The following is a 12,889-nucleotide window of genomic DNA, read 5'->3' on the forward strand; positions in this document are numbered from 1 at the left end:
CAGGTGGGACCGCGGACGCGGTCGCCACTGGATGATCCCATGGAACGCGTGCCGACTGTCGCGACGGCGTCCGGGAGGCGGACGCGGGGGAAGGCCGCGGGGTGGTGTGGGTGAACACCGTCCGTCACCGTGTCCGCACGCGTGCGGTCGGGGACGGGTCGGGCTCCGGTCAGTGGCGGGCGGGTGCCTGGACCTGCCGTGAAGAGGTCAGGTGCAGGTGGAACCACTCGGTGAGGGCGCGGTCGGTGAGCACCCCGGCGGGGGTGAGCGGACCCGGTTCGAGGCCGGGCTCGGGGCCGATCGCGTGGGCGAGGTCGGGGACCACGATGTGACGGAGCGCATGTTCGGGGGCGCGTGCGGTGCCGGACCGCGCGAGCGCGTCCTGGAGGGCGTCGTGGAGGGCGCGGCCGTGCTCGGGAGGGGAGACCTCGTCCAGGCCGCCGTTGACGATGAGGACGGGGACGCCGGTGCGGGAGAGCGTCTCGGCGTGCGCGGTCAGGTCCAACCAGCCGCGGGCCCGGTGGGCCTGGGCGCTCCACTGGTAGGGGGCGCCCGTGCGGTGTTCGCGGGCGGCGACCACGTGCGCGGGGTCCACGATGGGGTTGATGACCGCGGCGGCGCCCACCGGGAGCCGGGTCTCGGCCAGGGCCAGGAGGGCGGCGGTGGCTCCCGCGCCCACGCCGACCAGGCCCACGGGGGTGTCCGCGACCGGGAAGACCGCTCTCAGTTCGTCGGTGACCCGGGGCAGTTCGGCGGCGGCCTCCTCCACGACGGGGCCGAAGAGTTCGAGGAGGTAGTCCTGCTCGCCGCGCCGGTTGATCTCGGCGACGCCCCCTTCGGGCAGCCGGGCGCCGAACTGGGGGAGGCCGAGGTGGATCCGCCAGGCGGGAAGCGGTGCCATGGGGATCGCTCCGGCCAGGGCGGCCTGGCTGCGCGGCGGCTCGAAGGCGTGCAGGCCGACGACGAGCGGGGCCGGGCCCTCGGTCGCGGCGGCGGGGGGCAGGGCGAGGAAGGGGACACCCGCGACGGTGCCGGTGACGGGTGCGGTCGTGGTGGGACCTGTGGTGTCGACTACCAAGAACGGTCGCCTCCGTCTGGTTCGGAGAATTGGGACAGGTAGCTGCTCACGAGTCGCTTGGCCTCGTGGACCAGGGCGGGGTCGCCTTCGGGGTTGTCACGGAAGGCGAGCTTGAGGACGGCGTCGGCGGCCTCGACGGCCACGTGGATGGCGCGGTCGAGTTCGGTGTCGTCGGGGATGCCGGTGACGGAGACGATGATCCGGCGCAGTCGCACCGAGATCACGCGGTTGTTGTCGCTGCCGCCGCTGAGGAGCCGGGGGTCGACGATGTCTCCGAAGTGCAGGCTGCGGAAGCCGGGCACGTTGCGGTGCATGTCGATGTACTCGTCGATGATGGCGTCGACGGCGATGGTCCAGTGGGTGAACTTGGTGTCGGCCAGCCGTTCGGTGACCCGGGCGCCGAACTGGTCGAGGAAGCGGAGCCCGAGGGCCTGGGTGATGGCCTTCTTGTCCGGGAAGAACTGGTAGACGGAGCCGATGGCCACTCCGGCGCGTTCGGCGATCCGGGTGGTGGAGAGGTTGTCGTACCCGACCTCGTCGAGGAGGTCGGCGCAGCAGTCGAGCATGCGCTGGACCCGGACCATGCTGCGCTGTTGGGCCGGGAGCCTGCGCAGGGGTGCCTGCGCGAACGCGAGTTCGTCGTTGGCGACGCTGGAGGGCCCACGGCCCTCACGCGTCGCGGCGGTCCCGTTGGTCGCACCGGGAGCCCGTCGTGCGCGAGGGGGCGTTGAGCTTCGGGAATTAGTCGTCACGAAACCTATGATGCCTTTCCGGAATCACCTGGTTCCGGGGAAATTCCAGTTTCGTGCGGAGGAACCTCGTGCGGGGGCGCCGACGCCCCGCGGGGGCGGCGTTCTCCGAGGTGGGGGCGGGTGTCCGGAGTCGGAAACGGAGTTGCCCCTTTGGTCTGTTGTGTTCCCTGATGTCGCTTTGTGTAGTCGGGTTGTCGCGTCGTGAATGGCGCTGCCGTGCCCCGCGTGGGCGGTCGTGGCATCGTGGGGCCCGTGCCCGACGCCGTGCACGCACCCCTCCAGGAGGTTCTGGCCATGACCACCGCAGCCCCCGACACCACGCCCGAGGAACTCGACGCCGTGATGGAGCGCGCGGCCGCCGCCGCCCCGCTCCTCGCCGCCCTGCCCGCCACCGATCGGGCCCGCGCGCTGCGGGCCGTGGCCGACGCCCTGGACGGCGCGGCCGACGCCCTCGTCCCCGTCGCGATGGCCGAGGCCCGCTACCCCGAGGCGCGCTGCCGGAGTGAGCTGGGCCGGACCACCTTCCAGCTGCGCCTGTTCGCGGACGTCCTGGAGGAGGGCGAGTACCTGGAGGCGATGATCGACCCGGCCGACCCGGACTGGGGCACGCCCCGGCCGGACGTGCGGCGCCTGCTGGTGCCGCTCGGGCCGGTGGTGGTCTTCGGGGCCAGCAACTTCCCCTTCGCGTTCTCCACGGCCGGGGGCGACACCGCCTCCGCGCTGGCGGCCGGGTGCCCGGTGGTGGTCAAGGCGCACCCCGGCCACCCGGAGCTGGCCCGGCTCACCACGGAGCTGGTCGTGGCGGCGCTGGCCGAGGCCGAGGTGCCGGAGGGGGCGTTCGCCCTGGTGAGCGGCTTCGAGGCGGGTAGGAGTGCGGTCACCCACCCGCTCACGCGGGCGGTCGGCTTCACCGGATCGATCCCCGGGGGCCGCGCCCTGTACGACCTCGCCGTCGCGCGTCCGGAGCCCATCCCGTTCTACGGGGAGCTCGGCAGCGTCAACCCGGTCTTCGTGACCCGCGCGGCGATGGCCGCCCGGGGTGAGGAGATCCTCGACGGGTACGCGGGTTCGGCCACGCTGGGCGCGGGCCAGTTCTGCACGAAGCCGGGGGTGCTGTTCGTCCCGGAGGGGGCCGGGCTGGACGCCCTGGTCGGTGACTTCGAGGACAGGGCCGCCGCCCCGCTGCTCAACGGGCGGGTGGCGGAGGGGTTCGCGCGGGGTGTGGACGCCCTGTCCGCCCATCCGGCCACGGAGGTGCTGGTCCGGGGCCGGGAGGGCGCCGAGGGGTGGTCCCCGACCCTGCTGCGCACCGGGCTGGACTCCCTGCTGGAGCACTCCGAGGACCTGCTGACCGAGTGCTTCGGGCCGGCCACCCTCGTGGTCACCTACCCCGACGAACGCCGTCTGCTGGAGGTGGGCGGCGTCCTGCACGGCCAGCTCACCGTGACCGTCCACGGTGAGGAGGACGACCCGATGGCCGCGGCGCTGCTGGCCCTGGGCGCCTCCGTCGCCGGGCGGGTGGTCTGGAACGGCTGGCCGACCGGGGTGGCGGTCACCCACGCGATGACCCACGGCGGCCCCTACCCGGCCACGACCGCCTCCGCGTACACCTCGGTGGGCAGCACCGCGATCCGCAGGTTCCTGCGGCCGGTCACGTACCAGTCGGTGCCGCAGCCGCTCCTGCCGCCGGAACTGAGGGACGGCAACCCGAGGGCCGTCCCCCGGAGGGTGAACGGCGGGTTGCCGACGGAGTGAGCGACCCCGTGTGACGTGCGGCGCGGCGCCCCCGGGTGCCGCGCCGCCGTCACGTTCACGACAGGGCGGCGTCGTAGCTGCTGCGGAAGGCCGCGATCCGGGAGTACCTGGCCCTGGCGCCGAGGTAGGCGGGGACGATCAGCAGCAGGAACAGGACGGTCGGGGTGAGCTGGAACAGCGTCAGGGGCTCGAAGTCCGGGCCGATGACCTCCGCGAGCGGGCGGAACGTCACGAAGACCATGATCACGAAGAGCGGGGCGAGGTGGTGGTGGGGGTCGCTCCGGCGCTCCAGCCGGTCGGCCAGCTGGCGGGCCAGGCGGTTGGTCTCCGGGTCCGGTCCCAGCTCGCCCGAGGCCGCCTGGAGCCGGGCCGTGGCGTAGCGGACCGGGTCGGTCTCGGACACCTTCGGCAGGCTCCGGGCCTCGAAGAACAGCAGCAGGCCGCACAGGGCGGCGACGACCAGCGTCGCCGTCAGGATCGAGGCCAGCAGCCAGCCCGGGGCGCTGGTCGGGTCGGCCAGACCGGGCGTGGAGGAGAGCAGGGCCAGGAGTGCCGTGACCGCTCCGGCGACGAGACCCCCGCCGACCGCGAAGGCGCCCGGGTGGCCCTGGGCGTGGACCCGGATCCGGGAGCCGAGCACCTGGAGGGCGGTGGGTCGGGGAAGGGCCGTGGGTCGCGCGTTCATCGTCTGCTCCTTCTGCGCCTGGCTCTGCGCCGGGGGTGATGGCCCAGAATCTACGCAGGTGGCGGGGGCGCCACCATGCTCTTTGGTCAGCACCCGGGGGCGGAGTTCCCCAACTTTCGTCAGGTTGTCGGCCTCCGGTGGCGGGCGGTCGCGCCGGGCTCCTAGGTTGGCGCCATGGACCAGAACCCCGCGTCACACCTCCGACCGCTCGTCCGCGACCTGCCCAAGGTCGAGCTGCACGTCCACCTTGAGGGCTCCATGCCCGCCGAGACCCTCTTCGAGCTCGCCGGGAGGCACCGGGTGGAGGACATCCCGGCCACCCTGGAGGAGCTCCGGGAGTGGTACGTCTTCACCGACTTCCCGCACTTCATCGAGGTGTACCTGGCCTCGGTGCGCACCCTGCGGGAGGAGGCCGACTTCGACCTGCTGGCCTCGGTGGTCGCGGAGCGGCTGGCCGCGCAGAACGTCCGCTACGCGGAGGTGCACGTGAGCCTGTACACGCACCTCATGCGCGGTGTTCCGGCGAAGGTGGTGTTCGACGGGATCGAGCACGCGCGGATGCGCGCCGAGCGCGAGCACGGCATCCAGCTGCGGTGGATCCCGGACTTCCCCGTGGACTTCGGGGTGGAGTCGGCGGAGCGCACCCTGGACGCGGTGCTCCGGGAGGGCCCGCCCAGCGTGGTGGGGTTCGGGGTCGGCGGTGTGGAGGGCCCGCTCGGCCCGTTCGCGGACGTGTTCGGCCGGGCCCGCGCGGCCGGGCTGGCCAGCCTTCCGCACGCCGGTGAACAGGCCGGGCCGGAACGGGTCCGGGAGGCGCTGGACCTGCTGGGCGCCGAGCGGATCGGGCACGGCATCGACACCATGAAGGATCCGGCCCTCGTGGAGCGGATGGTGGACGCCCAGATCCCGGTGGACGTCAGCCCGACCTCCAACATCCGCACGCGCGTGGTGGACCGGATCGAGGAGCACCCGTTGCCCGCCATGCTCGACGCGGGTCTGCTGGTGACCCTCAACAGCGACGACCCCACCCTGTTCGGCAGCGACCTGAGCGGTGAGTACGGGATCGCGCACGACCTGGTGGGCGCCGAGGGGCTGGTGCGGTTGGCCCGCAACGGCGTGCACGCCTCCTACCTGGGCGCGGCCCGCAGGCACGCGCTGCTGGCGGAGATCGACGCGGTGGCCGAGCGGCACGGGGTGGCCTGACCGCCGTCCGGGCCCGGGGAAGCCCCCGGGCCCGGACCACCTCAGCGGTTGGGTCCGTAGGTGAGGCGGCGCAGCACCGTCTCGGCCGGGCCGCGCCGACCGCGACGGCGCATGAGGTCCGCGAGGACCACGGTGACGGCCCACACGGCCACGGCGATGCCGACGGCGACGGCAGGGGACGTGAGCTGCACGTGGAGGGTGTACGAGGCGAACAGCACCGTCCACGCCACCGACTGGGCCAGGTAGAAGGTCATGGAGCGCTGGCCCAGGGCGGACAGGGCGTCGGTCACCGGCCCGCGCCGTGCGTTCAGCCGGATGGCGGCCAGGGCGATGAGCGCCGCGTAGCCCAGGCCTCCCGCGTAGCCGGTCACCTGGTGCAGGGGCGAGATGACCAGGACCGCCAGGGGCGTGGGGTCGGCCCACACGCCGACCTTCGTGAGGGCCAGCGGGAGCCCGCCGAGCACGGCCAGCGGGACGCCGACGAACGCGGTCGCGCGCAGCAGGCGCAGGTGCTCCTGCGGCTTCTCCAGGACGCGGTGCCGGGCCGCGAGGACGCCGACCAGGAACGGGACCACGGTGCTGAGGAACATCACCACGATGAGGACCGCGTAGAAGGTCAGGCGGAAGACGAGCTCGTTCACGAAGCCGTCGGGCATCAGGAGGGGGGTCTCCTCGGTCATGGCCTGCCCGGCGGCCATCAGGGCGTGCGCGGCGGCGGCCAGCGGCATCCAGAGCAGGGCCAGCACCACCAGGGTCCGGTCCCGGAACCGCAGCACCCCGACGAGGAGCAGCGACACCAGGCCGTAGACGCCCAGGATGTCCCCGAAGAAGAGCAGCGCGGCGTGGGCCACACCGAAGACGACCAGCCAGAGGCCGCGTCGGCGCAGCAGCCCCCGCGTGCTGCGCCACTCGTGGCCCTGTTCGGTCCGTCGACGGTGGATCTGGGCGAGGCCGTAGCCGAACAGCGCCGCGAACATCGGGTACGCGCGCAGGTCCACGAACATGACCGTGCCGCCGGTGGCGATCCGGTCGAGGAGGGTCGTGGTGACCTCGGTGCCGCCGATGAACAGGGTGAACAGGTGCGCGTGGGCGAGTGCGATGAGCAGGAGCATGATCCCGCGCGCCAGGTCCGGTGCCAGTGAGCGCCGGTCCGGCGGGAGCGGGCGGTCGGAGGTGTCCGGGGTGGGTGGGGCGGACGTGGACGGCTGGGCCATGGTGGTCTCCGGTGGGGTGGTGGCGGCACGCTCGTTGTGGACGATGTACACGCCAGGGTGGGAGGGTGTGGGGATCGGGCGGGTAGTGCACCCGTGTGTACACACTAAACAACAAAAAATAACTCTGTCAAAGCCCTTTTTCTAGCGGGAATACGCAATCAATGCACTAGTGCACCTGGAGTGGTGGAGCGGGGTTCGCGTGGCGGTGCTCCGTGGGCTGCGGTGTCGTCACAGCGGTGGTGCACTAGTACACTTGGCTGGCCCTTGGCCTGGCTCGGAGAGGATGACCATGGACACAGGAGACGGGCTCGCGCCCTACCAGCGGATCGTCGCGGACATCAGCGCGTGCATCGATTCCGGGGAGCTGGCGCCGGGGAGCCGGGTGCCCTCCACGCGGGAGATCACCCAGCAGTGGGGCGTGGCCATGGCCACCGCCACCAAGGCGCTCTCGGCGCTGCGCCTGGCGGGCCGGGTGGAGGCGGTGCGCGGGGTCGGCACCGTCGTCCGGGGCCCCGTCGCACCCGCTTCCGGGGCCGAGCCGGGCCCCGAGCCCGAGCGGGTCTCCGAGCCCGAGCGGATCTCAGGGTCCGAGCGGGTCTCCGGGTCCGCGCCCGGGACGCGGGAACACCCCCGCTCCGCCACCGCCGTGGAACGCCGCCCCCACACCGAGTCGGGTCTGACCCGCGAGGGCATCGTCCTGGCCGCGATCGCCGTAGCCGACGCCGAAGGGCTCGAAGGCCTGTCCATGCGCCGGGTCTCGGTCGAACTCGGGGTGAGCACCATGGCCCTGTACCGGCACGTGGCGAGCAAGGGCGAGCTGCTGACGGCGATGGTCGACCACCTCTACACGGTCGACGCGCTGCCCGAACCGGCGCCCGCCGACTGGCGGGAGGCCCTCCAGGTCGCCTTGGTGGGTGAGTGGGAGATCTACCGGAAGCATCCCTGGGCCGCCCGGCTGACGGTGATGTCGGGCGGGGTCGTCACCCCGGCGCTCCTGCGGAACGGTGAGTGGATGATGCGGGTGCTCGTCGCCCAGGGCCGTACCCCCGACGAGGCCCTGCAGATCCTCACCATCGTGTCCGCCTACAACTCCGGCATGGCGCTCCAGGCCACGCGGGTGGCTTTGGAGGAGCACGAACTCGACATGGACACCGAGCAGTGGTGGCGCTCCCGGGGGCCGGAGTTCCGGCAGCTCGCGGTCGAGGGCCGCTTCCCCACCATGTTCAGCGTCTCCGGGCCGCCCGACGTCGACGCGACCTTCGCGCCCGGCATGGCACGCCTCCTCGACGGACTCGCCCCCTGGATCGAGGGCACCGACACGGCCTGAGCCAGTCGGACCCCGACGGGGCCGGTCCGGAACGCCCGACACACCCGTGACCTGCCCCCTTTCGACCGTCCGCCCCCGCAGACTTGTGGGCGTACGTGTCGGCCGGGGGAGGCGTGTTGGAGCAGGACGCCACGCGGGACGGATACCACTGGGAGGTCCCCTGCCGGGGGCGTCGGCGCGGGCGGTGGTCGGACCCCCTCGGCCGGTGGATGACGGCCCACCAGGTGGACGACGTGGGCGGCCCCGGGTCCCGGCCGCGCACCGAGCGCCAGCACCACTGGTGGCAGGTCATGTGCCTGACCGGTGTGGACTACTTCTCCACGCTGAGCTACCTGCCCAGCATCGCCATCCTCGCGGCCGGGGCCCTGTCTCCGGTCGCCACGCTGCTGATCGTGCTGCTGACCCTGTTCGGCATGCTGCCCATCTACCGCAGGGTGGCCGAGCGCAGCCCCCACGGGCAGGGCTCGGTGGCGATGCTGGCCCACCTGCTCCCGGAGTGGCGGGGCAAGTTCCTGGTGCTGTGCCTCCTCGGCTTCGTGGCGACCTCGTGGATCGTCACCATCACCCTGTCCACCGCCGACGCCACCGCCCACCTGGGGGCCAACCCCTACACGCCGCGGGCGCTGGCCGACCACCCCGTGCTGGTCACCATCGTGCTCCTGGCACTGCTGGGAGCGGTGTTCCTCGCGGGGTTCAAGGAGGCGGTCCGGCTGGCGATCCCCCTGGTCCTGCTGTTCCTCCTGCTGAACCTGGTGGTCGTGGTGGCGGCCCTGGCCCACATCGCCGCACACCCGGAGACCCTGGCGCAGTGGGAGGTGGCCGTGGTCGGGGACGGTTTCTGGCCGACCTCCGCCGTGGTGCTGTTCGCCTTCCCGCTGCTGGTCCTGGGCCTGTCCGGGTTCGAGACCGGCGTGAGCATGATGCCGCTGGTGCGTTCGGAGGGGGAGACGGCGGAGGAGCGGATGCGCTCGCGCATCACGGGCACCCGCAGGCTCCTGACCACCGCCGCCGTCATCATGAGCGTCTACCTGCTGGCGACGACCTTCGTCACCGGCGTGCTGGTCCCCCGCGAGGACGTGGAGGTCGGCGGCCCGGCCGCGGACCGGGTCATGGCCTACCTGGCGCACGACCTGCTGGGTCAGGGGTTCGGCACCGTCTACGACGTCTCCACGATCCTCATCCTGTGGTTCGCGGGGGCCTCCGCGATGGCCGGGCTGATCAACATCGTGCCGCGCTACCTGCCCCGGTTCGGGATGGCCCCGGCCTGGGGCACCGCGGTCCGTCCGGTGGTCCTGGTGTACACGGCCGTGACGATCCTGATCACGATCGCGTTCGGCGCGAGCGTGGACTCGCAGGCCGGGGCGTACGCCACGGGCATCCTGGCGATGCTGGTGACCTCCGCCGTGGCGGTGACGATCATCGTGCACCGCAGGCGGGCGTGGTTGGCCACGTTCGGGTTCTCGGTGCTGACCGCCGTGTTCGGGTTCGCGCTGGTGGACAACGTCGTGAGCCGTCCGGACGGGTTGGCCATCGCGCTGTTGTTCGTGCTGGCGATCATCGTCGTGTCGCTGGTCTCCCGGACCCTGCGCAGCACCGAACTGCGTGCCCACTCGGTGGACCTGGACCCGACCGCCCTCCGGTTCGTCCGGGAGGCCGCCCGCCACGGCAAGGTGCTGTTGTTCGCGAACCGGCCGCGTTCGGGGGAGGCTGACGAGTACGCGGCGACCGAGGCCGAACAGCACCGGCTCAACCCGGTGACGCTGCGGATCTCCCCCCTGTTCGTCGAGGTGCGCGTCCACCACCCCTCGGACTTCGAGGGGACGCTCAGCGTGCGGGGGACCTGGATCCACGGGCACCGCGTGCTCCGGGTGAGCAGCCCGGCGGTCCCCAACGCGCTGGCGGCGGTGCTGCTGTGCGTGCGCGACGCCACGGGGAGCATCCCGCACTGCTACTTCGCGTGGTCGGACTACTCACCGATGCGGGCGTTCTTCCACTTCCTGGTGTTGGGCGCCGGCGGCACCGCCGGGTTCACCCGGGAGATCCTGCGGGAGAACGAGCCGGACGCCGACCGCCGTCCCGTGGTGCACGTGAGCTGAGCCGAGGGGTCCTGGAGCGGGTCGGTCCGGGTTCACGCGTGCTCCGGTGGCGGGCCGAGGGCGTGTCCTTGCGCGGGACGTGACCCGGCTGGTCCCGGCCTGATCGGTGCGGTGCTGGGTCCGGGGCAGGTGGAACCGCTCTGACCAGCGATGTTCGGTCCTCGGTGGTGCGTGGCGCGTCGCCGTGCGGCGGGGTTCGGGGAGGGTCGCGAAAAGGAAGGACTATTCGGTCATAAAGTGCGATCGGCTTATTTGTGTGCGCAGGGTATGAGGCGCTGAGTGGGTGGCCCGAAACGAATCTACGAAGTCGGTTAGTTCCCTTTTGTTGCGCGGTTCCCCGAGGCCTCTTAGTAGGGATCCACTGCTCTTGGTGATCGACTTTGAGCGCTTCGTGTTGAACCAGACCCACCTGAACAGGAAGAATGACTCTACGTAATATCCTATGGGCGTAGGGTGTTCATGATTCGCGGCAACATTTCCGGAATAGGCCTGCGCGGCCTCTTCGACTGCTAACGTTTCGGTCCGTTGGCAGTTCCGGTCGGAAAGAACTCCGTGATAACCGGGCTGCCACCCATGTCTTGAGCAAGCGGGCCACCCCGCCGTCCCGACGTCTTCGTGGACGGGTTCGCTGGCCGTGGGACCCGGGGCGACCGCGACGACGGCGCCGGGTCCGGGCTCACGGCGCCGCGCCGCTCGGCGCATCCCCTGGCAGCACTTCGTGAAAGGGTCCAAGCCGCACCATGCGAAACACGTTCCGTTACTCCTTCGCCACCGCACTGACCGCGGGGCTGGTCCTGGCGCCCTTCGGCGCCGCCTTCGCCGACACCACCACCGACGGCTCCGGCGGTGTGCTCAGCGGCAACCAGATCGTCGTCCCCGTCGACGTCGAGGCCAACCTGTGCGGCAACTCGCTCGCGGTGCTCGGCATCTCCAAGGCCACCTGCACCAAGGTCTCCGAGGTCCTCTACGAGAGCAGCGGTCAGGGCGCCGCCACGGACGGTTCGGGCGGTGTGGCCAGCGGCAACCAGCTCGTCGTCCCGGTGGACGCGGCCGTGGACGCGTGCGGTAACTCCGTGGCCGTGGCCGGGATCTCCGAGGCGGAGTGCGTGGAGGTGGTCGAGGTCCTGGAGAAGGAGTCCGAGGACGCTCCCACCACCCTGAACACCGACGGGTCCGGTGGTGTGGCCAGCGGCAACCAGATCACCGTCCCGGTGGACACCGCCATCGAGATCTGCGGCAACTCCATCGCCGTCCTGGGCGCCTCCAGCGCGCAGTGCACCACGATCATCAACATCATCCACGCCTCCCCGGACAACGAGGGCGCCTCCACCGGGACGGCCACGAGCGGCGCGGGCGGCGTGGCCAGCGGCAACCAGGTCTCCGTCCCGGTCAACGCGGCCGTCGACATCTGCGGCAACGCGGTGTCCGTGCTCGGCATCGCGGAGGCCTCCTGCGTGGAGACCATCTCCGAGAAGCCGAAGGAGCCGGAGGCCCCCGAGGAGTCGGAGAAGCCCGAGGAGCCCGAGACGCCGGAGGAGTCGGAGAAGCCGAAGGACCCGGAGAAGCACGAGGAGTCCGAGGCTCCGAAGGACCCGGAGCAGAAGCCCGAGGAGACCGACGAGAAGCCCGCCCCCAAGCAGGAGGCCGGTGAGGAGCTGGCGATGACCGGCAGCGCCCTGGGCGGTCTGGTCGCCGCCGCCGTGGCCGCGATCGGTGCCGGTGGCGCCGGTCTGTACTTCGCCCGCAGGCGCAGGGCCACCGCCGCCGCCGACGAGTAGTCGGATCCGCCCGGAGCACCGGGCCGGGGGCGTGGATCCAGCGCCCGACCTGCGGGGTCGTCGGGAGACCGGCGGCCCCGTCCGCGTGGGCGGGGCCGGTGCGGGGCGGCCGGGAACGTCTCATAACCTCGAAGACGTGCTCAAAGTCCTGTTCTCCTCACGCATGCTGGCCTTCCACGCGCTGGTCGTGATCCTGGTGCCCGCCTTCGTCTGGCTGGGGTTCTGGCAGCTGGACCGGGCCGAGACGCGCAGTGCCGCGGTCGACCTCCAACGGGACAACGTGGCCGCCGAGCCCGTGGCCGTGGACCGGCTCACCTCCGTGGGCGGCGACGTCGCCCCGGCGGACCGCTGGCGCACCGTCGAGGCCACCGGCACCTGGGACCAGGAGCACGAGCTCCTGCTCCGCAACCGGGACGGCTCCCAGGGGGTGGGCTTCCACGTCCTCACCCCGCTGGTCACCGGGGACGGCACGGCCGTCCTGGTGAACCGGGGGTGGATCGAGCGCGGCGAGAACGCCCAGGACACACCCGAGGCGCCCGCCGCCCCCGAGGGCGAGGTCCGGGTGACCGGGCGCCTCCAGTTCGGGGAGACCGAGGAGAACACCGGGCTGCGTGAACGCGACGGCATGCCCGAGGGCCAGATCATGTTCGTGGACGTGGACCGGCTGGCCGAGGAGCTGCCGTACCCGATCTACGGCGGGTACGTGGAGCTCACCGACCAGGATCCGGTGCCCGAGGTGGCCCCCGAGCGCATCGCCCTGCGCGAGGAGAACACCGGGATGAGCGCCTCCTACGCCTTCCAGTGGTGGGTGTTCAGCGTCGTCGCGGTGGTGGGCTGGGTCGTCCTGATCCGCCGTGAGCTGCGCGACGCCCGCGAGGCCGACGCGAAGGGTTCGGGGAACGGGGACACTGGTGGCGGAGACGCCCGGGACCCGGAGGGCCCCGAAGGTCCGGTGGCACCGGCGGAGAGCGCCCGGCCGACCCGGACCTGAGCCGCGTCAG

At 72.1% G+C, this 12,889-nt stretch carries 10 protein-coding genes; 6 read left to right on the forward strand and 4 right to left on the reverse strand.

The window, feature by feature from the left end:
- Positions 1-169 precede the first annotated feature (169 nt).
- The gene (locus AC0VYL_RS00745; protein ID WP_475482011.1) at positions 170-1,078 is read right to left on the reverse strand and encodes an alpha/beta hydrolase family protein; all 909 of its coding nucleotides are present in this window, start codon (positions 1,076-1,078) and stop codon (positions 170-172) included.
- Positions 1,072-1,662 (reverse strand): TetR/AcrR family transcriptional regulator, encoded by a 591-nt coding sequence (locus AC0VYL_RS00750; protein ID WP_475483442.1) that lies wholly within the window; start codon positions 1,660-1,662, stop codon positions 1,072-1,074. Before AC0VYL_RS00750 ends, AC0VYL_RS00745 begins: the two co-directional genes overlap by 7 nt.
- A gap of 462 nt (positions 1,663-2,124) precedes the next feature.
- Between AC0VYL_RS00750 and AC0VYL_RS00755 the strand changes: the two genes are divergently transcribed.
- Positions 2,125-3,585, forward strand: coding sequence for an aldehyde dehydrogenase (NADP(+)) (locus tag AC0VYL_RS00755; RefSeq protein ID WP_475482012.1), 1,461 nt, complete (start codon positions 2,125-2,127; stop codon positions 3,583-3,585).
- A gap of 55 nt (positions 3,586-3,640) precedes the next feature.
- On the opposite strand, the gene AC0VYL_RS00760 is transcribed toward AC0VYL_RS00755, so the two are convergent.
- The gene (locus tag AC0VYL_RS00760) at positions 3,641-4,270 is read right to left on the reverse strand and encodes a hypothetical protein (RefSeq protein ID WP_475482013.1); all 630 of its coding nucleotides are present in this window, start codon (positions 4,268-4,270) and stop codon (positions 3,641-3,643) included.
- Between the two features lie 174 nt (positions 4,271-4,444).
- On the opposite strand from AC0VYL_RS00760, the gene add reads away from it, so the two are divergent.
- Entirely contained in the window at positions 4,445-5,473 is a 1,029-nt protein-coding gene (gene add / locus AC0VYL_RS00765; RefSeq protein ID WP_475457916.1) for an adenosine deaminase, read from the forward strand.
- 41 nt (positions 5,474-5,514) lie between these two features.
- On the opposite strand, the gene AC0VYL_RS00770 is transcribed toward add, so the two are convergent.
- Positions 5,515-6,687: a DUF418 domain-containing protein gene (locus AC0VYL_RS00770; protein ID WP_475483443.1), complete on the reverse strand. Its 1,173-nt coding sequence runs from the start codon at positions 6,685-6,687 to the stop codon at positions 5,515-5,517.
- A gap of 283 nt (positions 6,688-6,970) precedes the next feature.
- On the opposite strand from AC0VYL_RS00770, the gene AC0VYL_RS00775 reads away from it, so the two are divergent.
- The 4 genes from AC0VYL_RS00775 (at position 6,971) to AC0VYL_RS00790 (ending at position 12,879) form a co-directional block, all read left to right on the forward strand.
- Positions 6,971-8,014: a GntR family transcriptional regulator gene (locus tag AC0VYL_RS00775; RefSeq protein WP_475482014.1), complete on the forward strand. Its 1,044-nt coding sequence runs from the start codon at positions 6,971-6,973 to the stop codon at positions 8,012-8,014.
- Between the two features lie 113 nt (positions 8,015-8,127).
- Positions 8,128-10,110 carry an APC family permease gene (locus AC0VYL_RS00780; protein WP_475482015.1) on the forward strand — a complete coding sequence of 661 codons (1,983 nt, stop codon included), beginning with the start codon at positions 8,128-8,130 and terminating at the stop codon, positions 10,108-10,110.
- 740 nt (positions 10,111-10,850) lie between these two features.
- On the forward strand, positions 10,851-11,888 hold the full coding sequence (locus AC0VYL_RS00785; RefSeq protein WP_475457922.1) for a chaplin family protein: 1,038 nt from the start codon (positions 10,851-10,853) through the stop codon (positions 11,886-11,888).
- A gap of 136 nt (positions 11,889-12,024) precedes the next feature.
- A complete protein-coding gene (locus AC0VYL_RS00790) occupies positions 12,025-12,879 on the forward strand; it encodes an SURF1 family cytochrome oxidase biogenesis protein (protein WP_475482016.1) in 855 nt (284 codons plus the stop codon).
- Positions 12,880-12,889: the final 10 nt, after the last annotated feature.

This window comes from Nocardiopsis sp. iso_238, from assembly GCF_056173325.1.